This is a genomic window from Sphingobacterium anhuiense (genome assembly GCF_042686355.1).
Lineage (GTDB): Bacteria > Bacteroidota > Bacteroidia > Sphingobacteriales > Sphingobacteriaceae > Sphingobacterium > Sphingobacterium anhuiense.
The window spans coordinates 247,677-268,588 of the sequence record NZ_JBHUPE010000012.1 but is presented as its reverse complement, the minus strand read 5'-3'; the positions used below and the strand labels follow the sequence as shown (position 1 = coordinate 268,588).

Annotated in this window: 11 protein-coding genes; 7 read left to right on the top strand and 4 right to left on the bottom strand. The window is 36.3% G+C overall.

The window, feature by feature from the left end; translation table 11 throughout:
* Positions 1–94: 94 nt before the first annotated feature.
* Positions 95–1,096: a 3-keto-disaccharide hydrolase gene (locus tag ACFS6I_RS22080; protein ID WP_380923813.1), complete on the bottom strand. Its 1,002-nt coding sequence runs from the start codon at positions 1,094–1,096 to the stop codon at positions 95–97.
* 277 nt (positions 1,097–1,373) lie between these two features.
* Between ACFS6I_RS22080 and ACFS6I_RS22075 the strand changes: the two genes are divergently transcribed.
* A complete protein-coding gene (locus ACFS6I_RS22075; RefSeq protein ID WP_380923812.1) occupies positions 1,374–2,519 on the top strand; it encodes a calcium:proton antiporter in 1,146 nt (381 codons plus the stop codon).
* A gap of 109 nt (positions 2,520–2,628) precedes the next feature.
* Here ACFS6I_RS22075 and ACFS6I_RS22070 read toward each other — a convergent pair whose 3' ends face one another.
* Genes ACFS6I_RS22070 through ACFS6I_RS22060 form a run of 3 tightly spaced genes read right to left on the bottom strand, consistent with a single transcriptional unit; the run spans position 2,629 to position 9,837 of the window.
* Positions 2,629–5,097: a phosphocholine-specific phospholipase C gene (locus ACFS6I_RS22070; RefSeq protein WP_380923810.1), complete on the bottom strand. Its 2,469-nt coding sequence runs from the start codon at positions 5,095–5,097 to the stop codon at positions 2,629–2,631.
* Positions 5,097–6,596 (bottom strand): SusD/RagB family nutrient-binding outer membrane lipoprotein, encoded by a 1,500-nt coding sequence (locus ACFS6I_RS22065; RefSeq protein WP_380923808.1) that lies wholly within the window; start codon positions 6,594–6,596, stop codon positions 5,097–5,099. Before ACFS6I_RS22065 ends, ACFS6I_RS22070 begins: the two co-directional genes overlap by 1 nt.
* 13 nt (positions 6,597–6,609) lie before the next feature.
* Positions 6,610–9,837 (bottom strand): SusC/RagA family TonB-linked outer membrane protein, encoded by a 3,228-nt coding sequence (locus ACFS6I_RS22060; protein ID WP_380923806.1) that lies wholly within the window; start codon positions 9,835–9,837, stop codon positions 6,610–6,612.
* Between the two features lie 220 nt (positions 9,838–10,057).
* On the opposite strand from ACFS6I_RS22060, the gene ACFS6I_RS22055 reads away from it, so the two are divergent.
* From ACFS6I_RS22055 to ACFS6I_RS22030, 6 genes are all read left to right on the top strand, one after another.
* Positions 10,058–11,452: an aminopeptidase P family protein gene (locus tag ACFS6I_RS22055; RefSeq protein WP_380923804.1), complete on the top strand. Its 1,395-nt coding sequence runs from the start codon at positions 10,058–10,060 to the stop codon at positions 11,450–11,452.
* Between the two features lie 22 nt (positions 11,453–11,474).
* A complete protein-coding gene (locus ACFS6I_RS22050) occupies positions 11,475–13,643 on the top strand; it encodes a S9 family peptidase (RefSeq protein ID WP_380923802.1) in 2,169 nt (722 codons plus the stop codon).
* A 361-nt stretch (positions 13,644–14,004) separates the two neighbouring features.
* Positions 14,005–17,187 (top strand): SusC/RagA family TonB-linked outer membrane protein, encoded by a 3,183-nt coding sequence (locus ACFS6I_RS22045; RefSeq protein WP_380923800.1) that lies wholly within the window; start codon positions 14,005–14,007, stop codon positions 17,185–17,187.
* A gap of 4 nt (positions 17,188–17,191) precedes the next feature.
* Complete coding sequence (locus tag ACFS6I_RS22040; protein WP_380923798.1) at positions 17,192–18,739, top strand: SusD/RagB family nutrient-binding outer membrane lipoprotein; 1,548 nt, start codon at positions 17,192–17,194, stop codon at positions 18,737–18,739.
* Positions 18,740–19,028: 289 nt separating this feature from the next.
* Positions 19,029–19,628 (top strand): TetR/AcrR family transcriptional regulator, encoded by a 600-nt coding sequence (locus tag ACFS6I_RS22035; protein ID WP_380923796.1) that lies wholly within the window; start codon positions 19,029–19,031, stop codon positions 19,626–19,628.
* 77 nt (positions 19,629–19,705) lie between these two features.
* A complete protein-coding gene (locus tag ACFS6I_RS22030) occupies positions 19,706–20,902 on the top strand; it encodes an efflux RND transporter periplasmic adaptor subunit (RefSeq protein WP_380923794.1) in 1,197 nt (398 codons plus the stop codon).
* Positions 20,903–20,912: the final 10 nt, after the last annotated feature.

The window sequence follows — 20,912 nt, the reverse complement described above, 5'->3', positions numbered from 1 at the left end:
TGCTTGTTTTTCTTATTCATAAAAATGCCCCCAGAAAGTGTCTAACTTTTTGGGGGCACTGCAGTAGAAAGAGGCTTTTTTATTTGTATTGTTATTATTTCTTAGCTGGTGTGATCTTTATTTTTCTAAATTCAACCGGAGCATGATCTCCTTGTAAATATATAGGTCCTGGTTCACCTTCTTTACTATCTAACGCACCACCTGTTATTCCTGGTATTTCTTGATTATTAATAATCGTCTTACCATTTGCGACAATAGTCACCAATCTTCCAACCAATGTAATTTCATACTTCTGCCATTGATCTGGTCCTAATGTAGCCATTTCATTTGGAGCTAGAAAGCCATAGATACCGCCAAAATAGAGACTTCCTGGATGTTGATCCTTTGGACTGTCTTCAATTTGCAATTCGTATCTTCCTCTTAAATAAATACCAGAATTACCACCGGTTGTATATCGAAATTCTGCTTCTAATTTAAAATCTTCAAATTTTTGATCTGTTACCAAATTAGCACCCGCCTTTGCATTCGTCAAGATACCCTCTTTTACCGACCAGTTATTCTCGCCACCAATCGTTTTCCAACCTGTCAAATCTTTACCATTAAAAAGCTCAATAGCCTCTCCCCATTGAACAGTTCCTGTACGATTTAAATAAGGTGCTTTTTCACCTGTAAAGTTATAGCTAACACCTTTATTAGTCGTCACGGTCCCTTTAATACCCGTAGCCGTCAATTCACCTGCAATCACAAAATCACCTTCTCCACCTTCCCATTGTGGCGGAATAGCAAATGAAAATTTTCCATCCTCAAGCTTTACATGAGAAACAGGGCGAGCACTGCCACTGTCACCAACATAACTTCCTACCAATGTGTTAAATCCAGATAGTTTTACTTCAATCCAAGATGGTACTACTTTTCCATCTTTATCCACATTCAAATCCCAACGACCGATCAAATCTTTAGCTCTTTCAGGTACGACTTGTTTTGCAGGATTATGTTCTACTTCGGGTTCTTTTTTTTGATCTGCCGTTTGACATGAACTTACACTTGCTCCCAATAAACAAAAGAGAACACTATATTTTAAATGATTTCTTAACATTTTTTAAAGAATTGTAACAAAGATTTAGATTTTTTATTATAGTTATCAAAACGAATATACTAAAAATATCAATTATTGAATCTAGTAACTCCGAATCAACACAAAAAAATTACGAATACAGGCTTGAATATAATAAGAAATACTCGTCGTGAGCTAGAAATCGTGCATCTATCGCTAAAACAAAAAAATTACGTTACATATAGTTTTTATCAAATGTTAAAATTAATACCACTTTTAGTAAAGATATTTGTATCAGCAATTTATATATGTAAACAATATGAAAACAATACTGAGTACAAAAACAATAATCCGATTAATCACCATCTGGATTATTGTCATCGGTTTAATGGTATTTGACCAACAGATTTTTAAAACAACATTTTCTCCTGTATCGGCAATCACCATATTTATTATTCTTTTGGCTACAATTTTAACCGCTTCATTCGGTGTTGTAAAAGAAGCGGACGAGCTTGCACATAAGTTAGGTGAACCTTTTGGAACACTTATCCTTACACTTTCAATCGTTACGATCGAAGTGGTTTTGATTGCTGCAGTTATGCTTGGTCCTGCAGAATCTCCAACAATCGGAAAGGATTCAATCTTTTCTGTCATGATGATTATCATGAATCTTGTGGTAGGACTTTGCATTTTACTTGGAAGTGCCAAATATAAAGAACAAGAATATAATGCTCAGGGAACACTGTCTTATTTTTCAATGATTGTAATACTTGGAGCAACTTCATTATTACTTCCTAATTTTATTCAAGGAGCAGGCAATGGCGCATTTACGACTTTACAAGCGATATTCATTTCAACTTTAATTATACTTGTATACATCGCATTTCTTTACTATCAATTAAAAGGATATAGTCACTTATACATACAGCCGGCAAAAGGAAATCTTGAAATCCAATATCCTAGCCAGATACAAAATTCTGTTAATAAAGATGCCCCAAAATCTCAGGATAAAAAGGAAATATGGATTCGTTCAGCCCTTCTTATTTTAATGATTCTACCAATAGTATTGCTATCACATCAAATGGCAGTGGTGGTTGATTATGGTATTGCTACCGCAAAACTTCCAATAGCATTGGGTGGTATTCTTATTGCTATCATTGTATTTACCCCGGAGTCTATTACAGCGGTTAAAGCAGCTCGTAATAACGAATTTCAAAGAAGTATCAACTTATGTCATGGCGCTTTTGTCTCGACTGTAGGTTTAACGGTTCCCGCTGTACTGCTAGTAGGATTACTAAAAGGAAAATTAGTTCTATTTGGATTAACTGGTACAGAGACTGTTTTATTTACGATGACACTCTTACTAAGCTTGATCAGCTTTTTAGGGAAAAGAACTACTCCTATTTTAGGTATCATTCATTTGGCTCTATTTGCTCTGTACATGATGCTGGTATTTAATCCATAAGCTGTTTGAATTTCGTCATCTTATCGCCAGATAAAAAAGCGCACCTATGTAGTGCGCTTTTTTTATGAATCTTAAAAAAAACAACGATCTACATTATATATTGGTCGACCTAAGAATGATTAATTACATCTCCCATTAAAGGATCAGTCTTACTTGGCATCCCATTTTCAATATGTCCAGCAAATACAAAACAAAATTCTGGATCTTCTTTACAAGTTACCTCAAGATCATACCATCCATGGCTTTTGCTGAAGTCAAGTATTTTGGTACCTGAAAAAGATTGATCTAGCGAAAAAGGCTCAAAGCAACCATAATTTCGATCTTTAATCAAATAACTGTGTCCTTTATTAATCTTTTTCAGTTCCAATGCTATGGTGTTTTTTTTGTGATATTGTTTAACGATGATGGCATGTGGCTTTTCTTTATGCAACTTGAACATTCTGAAAAAGCCGTTAGGACCATGTAGCTCCATTTCGATACTATCTCCCTTTAATTGATCCATATGCCAAGCATACCTCAAAGGTTCATTTTCTTTAACCGCAAAATTCCAAACCTGACCTGCACCTACTTTTCCATAAGCCATTTGGGATCTAACCTGAAAAGGAACTCCAATTTTTTTCTTCGATTTAACAGGAACTTTAGTTTCAAAAGTAATTTCAAAACTATTATGTTCCAACTCTGCATTGACTTCCAATGCATATGGCAATGCACATGCTGGTTTTATACCTTTCTCCTGTATAGCTTTTATTGATGTTGGTAAACCTTTTTTACGAATTTGATCCAATTCTGAAGGTGCGATCTGTACAAATTCTGTTGGTAATTTCTTTGCACGTGCACTATAAATACGCTCCACATACTGATCCCGATTAACAGGAACTAAAGAATCAAGGGAAGTATCTGTTACTTTACGAAATACAGAATTTAAATCTCCACATACCAATCTTCTCCATGAGGAAATATTTGTTTCTTTGATATCTTTTCCTGTTTTCTGGAGTAGAAATTGTTCCAAGAACTGTAAACAAGAGGTATGATCGAAAACTTCCGAATTTACCCATCCGCCTTTAGACCAAGGTGAAGCAATCACTAATGGAACTCGAAACCCTAATCCTATCGGGCTTTCCAGTTCCGAATCGGTTTTCCCTGTTCTTCTCCGCTCCTGTTCTTTAGTAACATATTCATCTGCCGTATGGATACCTACAGCAGTCTTTCCGGAATCTTTATTACCTTCCAAAGGTGGGACAAATGGAGAAATATGATCGAAATATCCATCATTTTCATCATACGTCAATATAAAGATTGTTTTTTTCCAGACCTCAGGATCCTTTGTCAAAATATCTAATGCTTCCGAAACATACCAAGCTCCATACCAAGGCGACCCAGGATGGTCAGAAAAACGACATGGGGCTACCAACCACGACACTGTAGGTAAGTTCTTCTCTTTAACATCTTTACGAAATTGATAAAACACATCTCCAGCAGGTACATCAACTTCCTGCTTACCCTGGCTATCTTCGTAAACCAATTTTTCTACCCGATGATAATCAGGATCACCAATATTAGTTACAAAAGCTTTTTTATGAATGGCCTGATGTAGATCGGATAACTTTTCGAAATTCTGTTTTGAAAAGCGCTGTAAATCTTGTTTTAGATCTTCAATTTGCTTTTTTAACTTAGATTCTTCGACTGAGTCTTTTAAACCGATTACATCTTTTTCTAGCTGTTTCAATTTGTATTCCATCCAGGTACGGTGCGCAGGGTGATAGCGGACACCGTATTGTTTGTGAAATTCCAGATTATTATCTGTAAAGTTGGCCAACCAGTCTTCTTCCTCACCTTCAAATCCGACAGGAATACTCAGTTCGTTTTGATATACCTTCCAAGATACTCCAGATTCTTCTAACCGTTCTGGATAAGATTTCCAACTTACATCTTTGTAATTGATTTGGCCATTATCCACATGGGCGGTTGATTCAGGGTCACGTGGATTTTCGCGCACTGTTCCTGTCCAAAAATAGGAGCGATTAGCGCTTGTCCCTGTCAGAGAAGAGCAAAAATGTTGATCACAGACAGTAAAAGCATCGGCAAATGCATAATAGAAAGGTAAATCTGCCCGATTATAATAGCCCATCGTAAGCGGCATAGCTTTATAATCTTTAATACCTGAACTTTTTGCTTCCAGCCAATTATCCATCCGGCCATCATTACGCGCGGCTACCATATCTCGCCAACCATGTGGCAAAGAACCCATCCAAGTGGATTTACTATTAACAATATCTAAATGAAAAGGTGCAAAATATTCTCCTTTTTTATTTCCTTGTATCCAAACAGGAAGACCGTTAGGTAGTTTTAGTGCTCGAGGGTCATTAAAACCGCGCACCCCTTTGAGTGTACCAAAGCAATGATCAAATGAGCGGTTCTCTTGCATTAAAAAGACAATATGCTCTGCGTCCATATAGGTCGATCCCAACGGTGCTTCAATAGCTAATGCGCGTTGAATTGATTCAGGTAACCAATTAACGACTGCTGTAGCGCCAGCTAATGCTGACGCTTTTTTTATAAATTGTCTTCTAGATTCCATTATTTCAACCACCAGGTCTGTAAGTTTATATTATCATTGCCTGCAAATTGACGTTTAATCGCTTCAGAGACTTTTACCGTATTATTATTGTATTCGTCTTGAGGATACATCCAACGGTAAGCAATTTTTACGTTATCGGCTTTAAGCAAACTTGGATAACCCGTTCTTAAATGATCAAAATATGCTGTATAGCCTCCTTGATGAAAAGAGCGTAAATATTTTTGCATAAGGATACGTTCCAGTTTTTCTTCCGAAGTTTTTGCGTTATCCAAATTAACCATTTTTTGTGACAAATAACTTTCTAAACGTGATGCATCAACGTAGGTATTTAAATTTTTAGCATAATTCTCATAAAATTTAAAAGATGCCTTAATACCATTCACATAACAATCTTTCTCATTTCCTGTAATCCATCCTCTTACTATTGCCTCCGCTATTATAAATTGTAGTTCTGAATAGCCTATCAGAACCAATGGTTCGGCAGTTGGATCTTTGTAAAAGCGTTCGTGCACCTTCGATAGTTTCCCTTTTACAGCTTTTTCATTGACTTCTGCATAAGGTACGATAGGATCCCCGCCTTCATATGAACTAAAATCATCAAGTGCCTTACCCGCCTCTTTTCCTAAACGTGTTTGTGTGGCCAAAACAAATAAACGTGGATCTTTATGATCCTGCAATCGTTGAATAAAAGTGGAGTCCATATACATACCCGATCCATAACCACTTGAATTAAATTCGGGATAGCGATTACCTTCTTGATTTAAAAAGATTAATTGTCCGTCCTCTGATCCTGTGGCATCAGCGATCAAAGTCTCTCCTTTATAAATCTTTGCAAACTCTGATTTAATATCTATAGGAAAGTCTGCACTTTTACGGGATAAAGTAAGTAATACTTTTAATCGAAATGAATTGATCAGCTTTCGCCACTTATCAGAATTTCCCCCATAAATAATATCTCCATTAATCGGATTGGTATTTGATTTCAATAAAGTATTTGCTTCTTCTAACTCCTTTAAGATTCCAACAAAAACTTCTTTTTGTGTGTCATACTTCGGCAGAAACATTTCAGAACTTTCTCCTTTTGCAGCTTCAGCGTATGGAATATCGCCAAAAGTCAAGGTTAAGTTATAAAAATAATATGCCCTAAAAAATTTGGCTAAAGCTTGATAATTATTATCACTGATCTTTTCTGCCTCCTCAGTCATTTTAGTGATATTACGCAAAAAACTATACTGCTCAAAACTACCACGTTGCCAGTTATAAATTTGGTTGGCATTTTCACCATCTGTTTGCACAATCATTTTTAATGCATATAAAGGCGAAGTTCCATGCCAAGTCCTAAAGGCATCCCATTCAACTTTTGTCAATAGCGCCTGCGGATGTGTTGTAGATGCTTCATTTGGATTAATATTGACATCTGTCAATTTTTTACATGACTGCAATCCTATTACAGTAAGCAGACCAAACCCTAGTATTATATGTTTGAAAACAAGTTTCATCTTATAGAATTGTTTAAAATTTAAAATCAAGAGATAAACCAATATATCGTGTAGATGGATCTTGCAGATTACCGTCATTCCCCACTCCAAAATCTGGATCTAGGTATGGTACTTTTTTCCACATGGCTAAGTTGTAACCAAATACAGACGCGTCTAATGTTTTCAGATGCTTTAATTTAAATAGTTTATTAACATCATAGCTAATCGATACGCGACGTAGTTTGACAAATGAACGATCAAATACATTGGCAAATAGTTTGTTTTCGGCTTCTGAGACACGAGCTTGATAAGGGTAATTTTGACTCCATGCCTGCCAATCTACTGCTCTGCTATTTTGAGCATAGGTACGTGTATCAGAGGTAATATTACCATTAACATCTCTAGTCAGCTCACCGCCGGTTACAACAACACCTTCAGGTACATAAATAGGTTTTCCAGCATCATATTCTTCTTGTCTGTACAATACTGAAGAAGGGTGTTTTCCTCCCCACCACATCTTTTCAATAGTAGTCGAATTCATAACCCCTCCAATTGATCCGTCGATATCTATATTGACCGTAAAATCTTTAACCTTAAATCTGTTCGCAAAACCAAATTGCCAATCGGGTTGAAAGTATCCTAGATACTGGGGAAACGGATTACGAATTGGCATACCTGTATTGGCATTAAGGACCAATTGTCCATCAGCTGATTTCTCCCAGACTGTTGCATAGTAGCTATCGGCACGATCACCAATTTTTAAGTTACCCATTTTAACCTGGTCTTTATAAATCTCTTCCAGTCTCTTTACTGCTCTCGACCAATTAACTGTTGAGGTCCATGAGAACTCTTGTTGTTTTATAATATTACCGGTTAAAGAGATCTCTAAACCTTTAGTGCGAAACTTGTTTGCATTAACTTTACGGGATGTGAAAGCTGAAGCTGCAGAAATACTTAAATCAATGATTTGGTTTTTATCAATAACCTCATAATATGTTACATCTGCTGATAATCTATTTTTAAATAATGCAAATGCGGCACCTATTTCTAAAGAATTAGATTGCTGTGGTAAGATATTAGGATTCACAATTCCTGCAGGATAAGTCACTGAAGGTGTAGAACCATAAGTTACATCTTTTTTATAAGTCGCTAAAATGCTATACGGATCTAAATCGGATGAAACTGATGCCCAAGAACTATATAGTTTAATAAAATCAATTTGCTCAGGTAGTTTAAAGTAGTCCGACACGACGGAACTTAGTGATACAGAAGGATAGAAAAAGGATTGGTTTTCTTTTGAGAAGGTAGATGACCAGTCATTACGTCCTGATAAATTAAGATATGTTGATTTAAATAAATTAAAATTTACAGTGGCATACGCACTTCTGACTATTTTTTCACTAAATGCACTTTCTGCTTTAACAGGTCCTTGCGTATTCCCTAAGCTGTATATAAAAGGTACTACTAATCCATCGGTCGTTTGATATAACTGACGGTATGTTTTTTTAAAAGTTGAAGCACCCGCATTGACGGTAAGCCCAAATTGATCTGAGAACTCCTTATTGTAAGTTGCCAAAACATCAGCATCAAAATTTAACTGATTACTATCCCAGTTTTTATAATCTCCATTTCTTGAATCACCATAGTTCATATAAGACTTAGGGCTTTGCATATCCTGAAAAACATTTTTTTGTCTGGCAGAAGCACGACCTTTTATTGTAAAATCGGGTGCTACTTTCCAAGTTAATGCTGTCTGACCTTGCAACACGTCCTGGTCATATATTTGATTAAGTTCGTACGCTGCGAAATAAGGATTATTATACCATGCATAATTATAATTTGCTTGACGATATCCTTCTTGACCAGGAATATAATGATGTTCGTTAAGCTCTTTGCCATTGACATCATTACCCATCCACAATAAAATGGTATACATATGATTTTTGGGACCATAGTTATACCGAGGATAATTAGGTGATTTAACTTTATTATAAGAAAGATTCAAATCCAACTGCACTTCCGGTCTAAAACGAAAAGATGTGTTTAAATTCAGACCTCCGGTCGTCAATTTTGTATTCGGCACCTGCCCTTTTTGAAAGGCATATTTTCCAGAACCAAATATGCTTACTTTTTCAGAGCGGTAAGATACCGTAGCATTATTTTCTGTAATCAATCCTGTTCCTAAGAAGTCTTCCAAGTTATCGTGTGACACCCAATCTGTTGGTATTCTTTCATAGCGTGATTTATCGTCGTATTTTGTACCTTTTACGTCGCCCCACCATGGTGTCACTTCACCTGTAACCTTATCTCGGATCGGACTATTCCATTGCGGTACTTTAAGTCCTGCATTTAGCTTTGGACCCCAAGCCATATCACCATCAGAAATACCCCCGTCTGCTCCATCCCAAAATTCGTATTTCCCATTTGATCCACTTCCAAATTCCTTTTGTGATTCAGGAAAAACGGTAAATCCTGCAGAAAACATGTTGGTGGTACCAAAAGAAAACTCTAAGCCTTCATTTTTAGCACTTTTTGTAGTAATTAATATGGCCCCATCCTTACCTCGTAAACCGTAAAGTGATGAAGCAGCTGTACCTTTCAACACATTGATGTTCTCAATATTTTGACTTGGTATATCAAAAAAATCTGTTTCCACAGGAATACCATCAACCACGATCAATGGGGGTTTTCCACGCAATTGAAAAGAGGGTGCTTGGAAGATCCCCGTAGGATTATTTACAATCAAACCTGATACCTGCCCTGTTAGCGCTGTCCCGATGTTCATGGTTTTCGACTCTTTTAAGACATCGACCTTCACCTCTTGTGTTGCATATCCAATTTGTTTTTTCTGTTGCTTGATACCAATAGCTGTTACAACTACTTCATCTAATTTTGATGCATCTTTTTCCAAGGTTATCTCTAGAGTAGCGTTTCTGATCTCTACAAATTGGGTCTTATACCCCAACGAAGAAATCCGAAGTCGATCTCCAACCTTTCCCTTAATAGAAAAATTCCCATTAAATTCTGTTCTTGTACTTTGTTTATTGGCTTCGTTTATGATGGTTCCCCCGTCTACAGGATTACCTTGCTGATCACGAATCACTCCTTTAATGAGTTCTTGATCTATTGCTGTTCCAACAGGTAAAACAGAAGCAATTTTGTTTGCCCAAACCACTTCTGTCTGCACAGCATATAGAAGTGCTACACAGAGTGTCATTTGGGTACTTTTCTTAAATAAGTTTAATGAGTATGGTTTCATCATGCTAAGCGATTTGGCGCAAAGTAATGATCTACATATTAAAGAAAAATGAAAGCAGTATTAAGTTTAAAAGGATAAAATTAAAGCAACGATAGGTTAACATACCAACCGATTTTTAACATTTAACAACCGTAAAATAGCACAATCAGAAAAATAGGTGTCTTACATGTTTTTGTTCAAGTCTATTTTCATAAATTTATACTTTATTAAAAAGCATTCCATCATGTTTGAAAAAGAAATATACGTCCACAGAAGAAGAGAACTAAGCTCTAAATTTTCATCAGGTGTTCTCCTTTTTTTAGGAAACATTGAAAATCCTATCAATTTTGAACACAATACCTATCCTTTCCGTCAAGACAGTAGTTTTTTATATTATTTCGGGATCAAGAGTCCGAAATTAGCGACTGTTGTCGATATCGATGCCGGAGAAACTCTTTTATTTGGTGATGAAATGACCATTGATGATATTGTATGGATGGGTCAACAACAGACTTTAAGAGAAAAAGCGCAATGGGTAGGAATCGCAGCAATTCGACCTTTTCATGAACTCCAGCCGTATTTGGAAAAAGTGCTTAAAAATAGTAATCAGGTACGTTACCTACCACCTTATCAAGCACACAACAAGTTATTACTTCAACATGTATTAGGCTTATCCATTGACCAGATCAAACCATCTGTCGAAATGATCCAAGCCGTCGTAACACAGCGCAATATAAAAGCAACAGAAGAGATCGCAGAATTAGAAAAAGCGGTGGACGTAGCTGTGGATATGCATCGTCTAGCAATCAAAATGACAAGGCCGGGTATGCATGAGTATGAAATCAGTAATGCTATTCAACATCTTGCACAAAATAGACAAATGTCATTTTCATACCCTCCCATTGTGACCAAACATGGGGAGATATTACACAATCATATCCAATATCATAAAATAAAAGCTGGTGATATATTGCTAAATGACTCTGGTGTTGAAACTGCGCTAGGATATGCATCAGATTTAACACGTTCATTTCCTGTAGGAAAAAGATTTAACCCGCTACAAGAAGAATTATATGCTGTTGTTTTAAATGCTTTTAAAACTGCTGAAGCAGCATTAAAGCCAGGAGTTGCTTTTAAAAACATCCATTTAAAAGCCTGCGAAGCACTTGCTGAAGGATTAATCCAAATTGGTTTCATGAAAGGAAATGCGCAAGATGCTGTTGCGGCACATGCACATGCTTTATTCTTCCAATGTGGTTTGGGTCATATGCTAGGACTAGATGTACACGATATGGAAGATCTTGGCGAACAATATGTGGGATACACCGCAGACGAGCCAAAAGACACCAAAACCTTCGGTATAAAATCCTTACGATTAGGAAAAAAATTAGAGGCAGGTAACGTAGTGACAGTAGAACCCGGTATCTATATCATACCTGAACTCACTCAAATGTGGGCACAGCAAAATTTGCATCACGAATTTATTAATTATGATCTGCTCAATAAGCACCTTGACTTTGGTGGTATACGAATCGAAGATAACTATGTTATTAAAGATTCTGGATATCATCGTTTAGGAAAATATCTAGAACGTGAACTCAATGAGATCTATGATCTCAAAGATCAAGGAACAGATTAGAAGCACCTAAGTAAAAATATACATGAAAAATATACGTATTATAATACTATTACTAATAGTATGCTACTTTCCAAATTTGCTATTGGCACAGCGATTTTGGGCAGAAGATGATGGACAATATTATGAATTCTCTGAAAAGGGTATTGAACTCATCAATCCCAAAAGTGCTCAACGCACGCTATTTCTAGCAAATAAATTGCTTGTACCTACAGGTAAAACTAATGCATTAGAGATAAGTCATTTTTCCATTTCGAATAATAAAGAACGTATTTTATTGTACACCAATAGCAAAAGAGTCTGGCGTGAGGAAACGAGAGGCGACTATTGGGTCTTTGACAAGAAAACAAACCAGTTGACTCAACTTGGCGCATCTTTCCCCGTGTCTCAACTGATGTTTGCTAAATTTAATCCACAGGGTACCAAAGTAGCATATGTGGTTAAATCCAATCATAATATTTATGTTGAAGATCTTGCAACAGGGGCAATAAAACAAATTACGACAGATGGTACTGATCGTATTATAAATGGAACATTTGATTGGGTCTATGAAGAAGAATTTGGATGCAAAGATGGTTTTAGGTGGTCTCCAGATGGAAATGCTATTGCCTACTGGAAACTCGACGCACGCGCTATTCGTAATTTCTTAATGATCAATAATACCGATAGTATCTACTCTTATACAATACCTATTGAATATCCAAAAGTGGGTCAAGCACCTAGCGCATGCACCATATGGACTTACCAATTAGCTACAGATGCGACGACACAGATACAAGTTCCTGGAGATGCTATTCAGCACTACATTCCAAGGATGGAGTGGAGTCTAGACAGCAAACAAGTCATCTTACAGCAACTTAATAGAAAACAAAACGAAAGTAAAATTTATTTAATAGATGTTGCTACTAATAACGCTAAAAATATCCATAATGAAAAAAATGATTCATGGATAGATATTAAATCACGTTGGAACAATAACGATCCAACCGGATGGGACTGGATTCAAAATGGCAAAGCTTTCATTTGGGTTTCAGAAAAAGAAGGTTGGCGTAAGATCTATCAAATCGATCTTCAAGGCAATGAGAAATTAATCACGCATGCAGACTATGATGTCATCGATATTGAATTGTTCGATGCAAAAAGAGAAATCATTTATTTCAGTGCTTCACCAAATAATGCAACACAAAAATATCTTTATTCGGTATCAACCAAAGGTGGAGCTCCAAAAAGACTTACACCGGAAGCATTTTCAGGAACTTGTGAATATGATATTGCCAAAAATGGGCAAATCGCGATCTTCAATTTTAGTAACAACAAAACAGCCAAGAGCAATGCTTTAATTGAATTACCAACCCACAAAACTTTAATCGATTTCAGAGATACAATAAGTAAAAAACCTGAAGATGGGATAACTGAATTTTTCAAAGTAACAACAGCAGATGGTGTTAGTTTAGATGGCTGGATGGTCAAACCTTCGAATTTCAATCCCAACAAGAAGTATCCCGTAGTTTTCATGGTGTACGGCGAACCTGCTTCACAAACTGTATTGGACAATTTTAGAGCTGGTATGAACAGCTTATATAGTGGCAATATGTCTAAAGACGGTTACATCTACATTTCATTGGAAAATAGAGGTGCACCTGCGCCCAAAGGTACTGAATGGCGTAAAAGTATCTACCGCAAAATCGGACAGCTCAATATCAGAGATCAGGCATTGGGAGCAAAAGAAATACTTAAATGGTCTTTTGTAGATAGTTCGCGTATCGCAGTATGGGGCTGGAGCGGAGGAGGTTCCAGTACTTTAAATCTATTGGGACAATATCCCGAAATCTATAAGACAGGAATAGCTATTGCTGCTGTTGCCGATCAATTATTGTATGATAATGTTTATCAAGAAAGATATATGGGTTTACCGCAGGAAAATTTAGAAGATTTCCAGAACGGTTCACCACTAAAATATGCCAAAAATATCAAAGGTAATCTTTTGTACATTCATGGCACTGGAGATGATAATGTACATTACCAAAATGCAGAAGTGCTCATCAATGAGCTCGTTAAAAACAATGTGCAATTTCAGTTCATGTCTTATCCAAATCGAAGTCATTCCATCAATGAAGGAGAAGGAACTTCTCAACATCTGAAAACTCTGTTTACAAATTATTTAAAACAGCATTGTCCTCCAGGTGCAAGATAAAATAGATAAACTGAGTATAAAAAAACATTTGGAAAAGTCGATATCTTGAGATATCGACTTTTTTTATAAATCATAAATAATGATGAAAAAGATGACATACTTAAATCCAACCAATTTTATCAAAGTAGCATTTAAATGCAACAAGAGCACATTTTAACATTTTTTTAACAAAAAATACAAAAACAAAGACTACTTATCAGGTGGATTTTATATATTTGCATCATTAACAAAAAATAATGAAAAAACACACTACCTGTATGTACATAAAACGAATGCTTCTAGGAGGTACTTTAGCTTAATGATATACAATTATCTCCTATAACAAAAGACTCCCTAACTTCATATATTACATTTTATTAACATGACAAAACATACAATAAATTTTGTCGTCGCAGCAGCGCTTTGCCTTAGCTCAAGCACACTGTACGCACAATCTACCATAAAAGGAAAAGTAGTTGATGAGCACAATACTGCCATTCAAGGTGCTACTATTACTGATATTTCAAGTAAAAAGCAGGTTCAAACTGATGTAAATGGTTTATTTGAATTTCCGTCAAACGAAAATACGGTTACACTACAAATACAATACATTGGATTTGAAACTAAAACGATTCAAGCAAATATTTCAGGCTTAAATACGATACAGTTATCACCTACTAGTTCACAGCTTAACGAAGTTGTTGTAACTGCATTAGGTATATCAAGAGAGAAAAGATCTTTGGGATATGCTGTACAAGAAGTAAAAGGAACTGAGTTACAAACTCGCCCTACCAATGCGTTAAGTGCATTATCAGGAAAGGTTGCTGGTCTTCAAGTTACAACTTCAGGTGGAAATATGGGCGGTTCATCTTCCGTCTTGCTCCGCGGCATCAATTCAATCTCAAACAATAACCAGCCTCTCTACGTAGTTGATGGTACGCCTATTGACAATACAGACTTTAATTCAAGTTCTACAATCAATGGTAGCGCGGGAAAAGATATAGGTAACATGATTCAGGATCTTAATCCAGATGATATTGAAAATATCTCTGTATTAAAAGGGGCGACAGCAGCAGCACTATATGGATCGAGAGCAGCAAACGGTGTTATTATGATCACCACAAAACGTGCATCAAAGGGTGAAAAGGTCGAAATATCTCTTAATACTGGTATTGACTTTGAGAATATTACCCGATTGCCCAAAAGACAACATCTTTACGGCCAGGGTTATTCGACCAATTTTCAAACACAGAACATCAATGGAAAAGACTACAAAATTGTAGATTATGCTTCCGACGAAAGCTGGGGTCCAAAACTAGATGGAACACCGGTGTTACAATGGTATAACCTCAACCCTGAAGATGACGCGAATTATCTGAATCCAACACCTTGGCTTTATCCAAAAAATGATGTTAGCTATTTTTTCAGAACTGGAATAGCTAATACCAACAATTTTGCCATTGCAGGTAACAGTGGTAGCACCAATTACCGCTTTTCATACACCAATAAAAATGTAGAAGGTACCACCCCGAATTCAAGTTTGACACGAAATGCATTTAATTTTTCTGGTGGCACACAATTGGGAAAAGTCAAAATAACCTCCAATTTTAATTACATCCGTAACTCTTCTGTAGGCCGCCCATGGACTGGTGCTTCCAATAGAAATATTATTCTTGAAGCTTTCCAGTGGGGTGCAGTACAAGTCGACTATAAAATACTTGAAAACTACAAACGTGCAGATGGAACACCATTAGCTTGGAACCGTACAGGCTGGCAAAATACACCTGCTGCTGAAGCAACTCGTTTTATAGACAATCCGTACTGGTCAGCATATGAATCTTACATAGAAGACAGTAGAGATCGTTTCTATGGAAATATCGGAGCTGAATACAATGTGAATAGCTGGTTAACCGTGGGTGCAAAGGTACATGGTGATATCTATTCATTGCAAGCACAGGACCGTATTGCCGTATACTCGCGAAGCACATCGCAATATGAAGAAACAAACAATAAACTCAATGAGTATAATTATGAGTTTATAGCGACTGCTAAAAAGAACTGGGATAAATTTTCACTTGTGGCATTTGCTGGTGGAAATATCCGAGACAAAAGCTGGCAAAATAACTATGCTATAACCCAAGGGGGATTAATTCTACCTAATTACTATAATTTAAAAAATGCAAATTCTGTTAAAATAGATAATTTCAAATATCACAAACGCATCGCTTCAGTTTTTGGAAGTGCCTCTTTTGGATATAATGATTTATTTTATTTAGATGCTACAATTCGTAATGACTGGTCCTCAACGCTTCCTTCTTCAAATTGGTCCTATATTTATCCATCTTTGGCGGGAAGTTTTGTTTTTAGTAATCTAGAACCATTTAAAAATTTGCCATGGTTAAGTTTTGGTAAAGTTCGATTGGGTTGGTCGGATGTAGGTAATGATACGGAACCATATCAACTTGCAAAATTGTATGAGGCAGAACAATCTTTTGAAGGTTCCCCTTCTTATACAGCACCAGCAATAAAACCAAACGATCAACTTGTTCCTGAACGGACAGGATCATGGGAAACGGGTATCAACTTTCAGTTATTCAAGAACCGTCTAGGTTTGGATGTTACGTATTACAACAACACGACAAGAAATCAAATTTTCCCAGTTCCAGTATCTTCGTCTTTTGGATATGAAGCCAAATGGCTTAATGCAGGTAAGATGAATAATAAAGGTATCGAAATTGTTCTTAATGGTACTCCGATCAAAACAGAAAACTTTAGTTGGGATGCAACAATAAACTGGGCAAAAAATAAAAACAAAGTTGTTAAACTAGACGACCAAGTCAATACGCTAAATTTAAGCAATTCCTTAGTCCAATTAGTGGCAAGAGAGGGACAATCTTACGGTCAATTTTTGGGTTATGATTTTGTTTATGCTTCCGATGGACAACGTGTCATTCAAGCAGATGGCACCTACATGAAGACCTCACAATTAGTACCATTAGGATCAATTCTTCCTGACTTTACTTTTGGTTTTCAAAATAGCTTTCATTACAAAAACTTCAATTTAGGTTTTCTAGTGTCCGGTCGTGTTGGAGGTAAATTCTTCTCACAAACCTATAAGGTAGGTATGTATTCTGGTATTCTGGATAAAACAGCCGCTAATAATATTCGTGAAACAGGAATTGTACTTGATGGAGTTAAAGGTGACGTTGCATTCAATAGCGATGGGACGTACGATGTAACTAATATTCAACAAAACACAACTAATATCACCGCTCAACAATGGGCACGTAATGAATACAATGGTCCGACTACATTTTCAATTTTTGACGCTACATTTGTTAAATTAAGAGAAGTTACGTTAGGTTATAATTTCAAATTGACCAATACCAAAGTCATTAAAAATATTGGTGTAAATGTCTATGGCCGTAATCTTTGGAATATTTATACCAAAAGTAAATACATTGATCCCGAGTTTACTTCTAGTGGCGGTAATGTCCAAGGCATTGAAGGAGGAAATATTCCTTTGCCTGTCACTTATGGTTTCAATTTGAATCTTAAATTCTAAAAAAATGAAAATAATTAATATATTATATACTTCAGTAATCGGTATTTCAATTGTTGCATCTTCATGTTCGAAGTCTAAATTTGCAGAGATCAATACCGATCCCAATCGTCCCACTTTTGTAACAACACCGACATTACTAGTGACGGCCGAAAAACAATTAGTGAATGCGCTGCGCAGCGAAGATATCAGCTTAAGAGGGGCACAATTATTTTCGCAATACTTTGCACAAAATATTTACACCGATCAGTCTCGCTATCAAATACCAACAAATTACTCAGATAATTATTGGACAGCAACTTATAAATCACTAAATAACCTGAATGAAATTATTAACCTCAATTCAGATGAAAAAACGAAAGCAACTGCTTCGGCAGGAACAGCAGGTAGCAATGTCAATCAAATTGCCATTGCGCGCATTTTAAAATCTTATGCTTTCCACTCATTAACTGATGTGTTTGGTAATATTCCGTATCAATCCTTTGGTAACGCTGATCCAGATTTTCAGGCTTTGCAACAGAATCCGGATAACTTGACTCCAAAATATGCTAGTCAAGAAAAGATTTACAAGGATATCCTCACTGAATTACAACAGGCTGCAGATACTTTAATCAAATACCAAGGGGATAAAACTTTTGGTACGTCTGATGTTATTTATAAAGGTGATAATGGAAAATGGGCTAAATTTGCGAATTCTCTTCGTTTACGTTTAGCGACACGCATCAAAACAAAAGATGCCAACTTAGCAAACACTCATATTAATGATGCTATAAAAAAAGGCGTATTCACCTCCAATAGTGACAATGCGACATTTAAGTATTCAAAAACTTCACCAAATGAAGCACCATTATACCGTGCCACAGTTACGGCAAATAGAAAAGATTTTGCGCTTTCTAATGTCATCGTAGAAGCTTTACAAGGGAAAAGAGGTCCATTTACAATCGTAGATCCTAGACTAACTAAATATGCAAAACCAACGACTGAAAATGGTAGCTATTTTGGCCAGCCATATGGATTACCTTTAGCTGCCGGCAATTTATTTCCCCTAGAAAAGATTTCTTTACCTGGAGATATCATCAATGCAGCAGATTATGCTGAGGTATTATTGGAGTATGCAGAAGTTGCCTTCTTATTATCCGAGAACAACAATTGGGATCAAACTCAATATATCAATGGTACACGTGCATCCCTAGAGAAATGGGGGGTGGCTGCATCCGACATTACTGCTTACTTAGACAAGCTGCCTGCAGCTAATAAAGAACGCGTACTATCACAAAAATATTTAGCTTTATTCAATCAAAGCGTTGAATCATGGTCTGAAGTGAGACGTACCGGTTATCCTTTATTCTTAATTAAAAAGGGAGATGTGGTATGGAGTGGTACTGTAGATGGAAAGCCTATTACCTATACTTTCAATCCTGAAATCGGAGATGCTATCCCTAGTCGTCTGGTTTACCCGATTAAAGAGCAAAGCACCAATAAAGTCAACTATCAGGCTTCGCTTGCACAACAGGGCGATGATGTGATTACGAATAAATTATGGTGGAACAAATAAGTGATTCCTAATTTTCTTAAAACAAAGCCAATCTGAAAAGGTATGGCTTTGTTTTATTTAAGCATATTTTGTAAACATCTATCTATCAGATCTATGAATTTTAAAAAATATATTTTCACTAATTTATATGTTCTTTCTCATAAAATCAAATGATGACAAAAAACAGGTTTATTTTACATGACTCATGTTTTATTACTCTTTTTTATTTAATGACTTTGATATGTCACAAATAAAAAGTAAAAATCAGAATTTTGTCTTAACACTGTTAAATCATTTATGCTTATAAGGCATGGCTAGTAAAGATCGCATACAACGTCTTAAAGACGAAAATAGAAGCAATATTCTTGGCGCCTCTCTTCAGATTGTAAAAGAAGAGGGCTGGCAAGCATTGAGCATGCGTAAGATCGCCGATATCATTGAATATACGGCACCCATGATTTATGAATATTTTGCAAACAAAGATGCTATCTTAACAGAACTTGCTAACCAAGGTTACAGGCTCCTTGCCCAAAAAGTAAAAGAAGCAAAATCTACAGAAACAAATCTGGAAAAACAATTGGAAACTATGTGGTTTAGCTATTGGGATTTTGCATTCGAGGAACGTGAACTTTATCAATTAATGTTTGGTGTCGGAACTGCCTGCTGTGGTTTTGAAAAAACATATAAATGTGCTGAATCACACGGGAAGATGATCAGTGACGTTATCCGAGAAATTATGAAAGAAAAAAATCCTTCGGAAGAACTGATCTGCAGAAAGTACTTTACATACTGGTCTATTATACATGGATTAATATCGATAAATCTGGTGAATCAAGGTAATGGAGATATTACCAACCAACAAGTTTTAAAAGACGCGATTTACGGAATTACACGTTCGCTTACTGATTAGTTTTTTTTACCTTAAATAATACAACGTTAAAGGATTTAACAGCGTTAAATATACCATACCTCAATTTTTAATATAACATGAAAACACATCTATTACTAGATTTTAAGAGAATTTACGTCTTATCACTTAACAGTGTTAAACAACTTAATGTAGTAAAGTCGCTTTATTTTTTACCTGCAATTTTCCTGTACAGCTGTACCACAGGAACAAGCAAACCAGCACCTCCTCCCCCTGCTAACTTACCGGTAATGACCATATCAAACGGTGAGGAAACAGTCTATCAGGAATATCCTGCTAGCATCGAAGCATCGGCCAACATTGAAATCAGACCTCAAGTAGAAGGTATTTTGGACCGTATTTTTGTCGATGAAGGAGCAAAAGTTAAGAAAGGTCAGGCACTCTTCAAAATTAATGATCGTCCTTATCAAGAGCAACTTAATCAAGCGAAAGCTAATTTACTATCTGCCCGTGCAGCATTAGAAAATGCATCTTTAGAAGTAGAGAAAAAGACACGGTTAGTCAATAATAAGGTATTGACAGATTTCCAACTCAAAACAGCAATCAGCGCCCGAAATGCAGCAGAAGCAAATGTTCAACTTGCCATTTCAGCAATTGAATCCGCTAAAATAAATGTTGGATATACGTTGATCCGTGCCACATCTGATGGCTTTATCGGAAGATTGCAAAAAAAACAAGGAAGTTTGGTTAGCCCATCTGATGCACAACCATTAACGGCTCTGTCTGATGTACAGGATCTACATGTATATTTTTCTCTAGGCGAGAATGATTTCATTGCATTCAAAAACAACACAGCAGGAAGCAATTTACAACAAAAATTAAACAATCTTCCTCCGATTAACTTAGTGCTATCTGATCAAAGTATATATGATCAAACTGGTAAGATCGATATGGTGGACGGTCAATTTGACAAAAACACCGGAGCCATTACTTTACGTGCTACTTTCAAGAATCCCGAAGGTGTTTTAAGAAATGGAAATACGGGACGTGTACGATTGCAGAAAAAATATGACAATACGCTATTGGTACCACAAATGGCAACCCTCGAGATGCAGGATAAAATTTTCGTTTATACTGTTAACAAAGAAAACAAAGTAGTGCAACAGCCTATCACAGTCATCGGCAAAAGCGGATCCAATTACCTCGTTAGTAACGGCCTTAAAGAAGGAGACCGTATCGTATATAAGGGAATTGATTTGCTTCAAGATGGTCAAGTGATCACCCCACAAGCACTACCTAAAGACAGCATCAACTAAAACATAATAC

Bases quoted from the DNA above. Each gene is read 5' to 3' on its own strand.
- ACFS6I_RS22080 (WP_380923813.1), bottom strand. From the start codon at position 1,096: ATGTTAAGAAATCATTTAAAATATAGTGTTCTCTTTTGTTTATTGGGA.
- ACFS6I_RS22075 (WP_380923812.1), top strand. From the start codon at position 1,374: ATGAAAACAATACTGAGTACAAAAACAATAATCCGATTAATCACCATC.
- ACFS6I_RS22070 (WP_380923810.1), bottom strand. From the start codon at position 5,097: ATGGAATCTAGAAGACAATTTATAAAAAAAGCGTCAGCATTAGCTGGC.
- ACFS6I_RS22065 (WP_380923808.1), bottom strand. From the start codon at position 6,596: ATGAAACTTGTTTTCAAACATATAATACTAGGGTTTGGTCTGCTTACT.
- ACFS6I_RS22060 (WP_380923806.1), bottom strand. From the start codon at position 9,837: ATGATGAAACCATACTCATTAAACTTATTTAAGAAAAGTACCCAAATG.
- ACFS6I_RS22055 (WP_380923804.1), top strand. From the start codon at position 10,058: ATGTTTGAAAAAGAAATATACGTCCACAGAAGAAGAGAACTAAGCTCT.
- ACFS6I_RS22050 (WP_380923802.1), top strand. From the start codon at position 11,475: ATGAAAAATATACGTATTATAATACTATTACTAATAGTATGCTACTTT.
- ACFS6I_RS22045 (WP_380923800.1), top strand. From the start codon at position 14,005: ATGACAAAACATACAATAAATTTTGTCGTCGCAGCAGCGCTTTGCCTT.
- ACFS6I_RS22040 (WP_380923798.1), top strand. From the start codon at position 17,192: ATGAAAATAATTAATATATTATATACTTCAGTAATCGGTATTTCAATT.
- ACFS6I_RS22035 (WP_380923796.1), top strand. From the start codon at position 19,029: ATGGCTAGTAAAGATCGCATACAACGTCTTAAAGACGAAAATAGAAGC.
- ACFS6I_RS22030 (WP_380923794.1), top strand. From the start codon at position 19,706: ATGAAAACACATCTATTACTAGATTTTAAGAGAATTTACGTCTTATCA.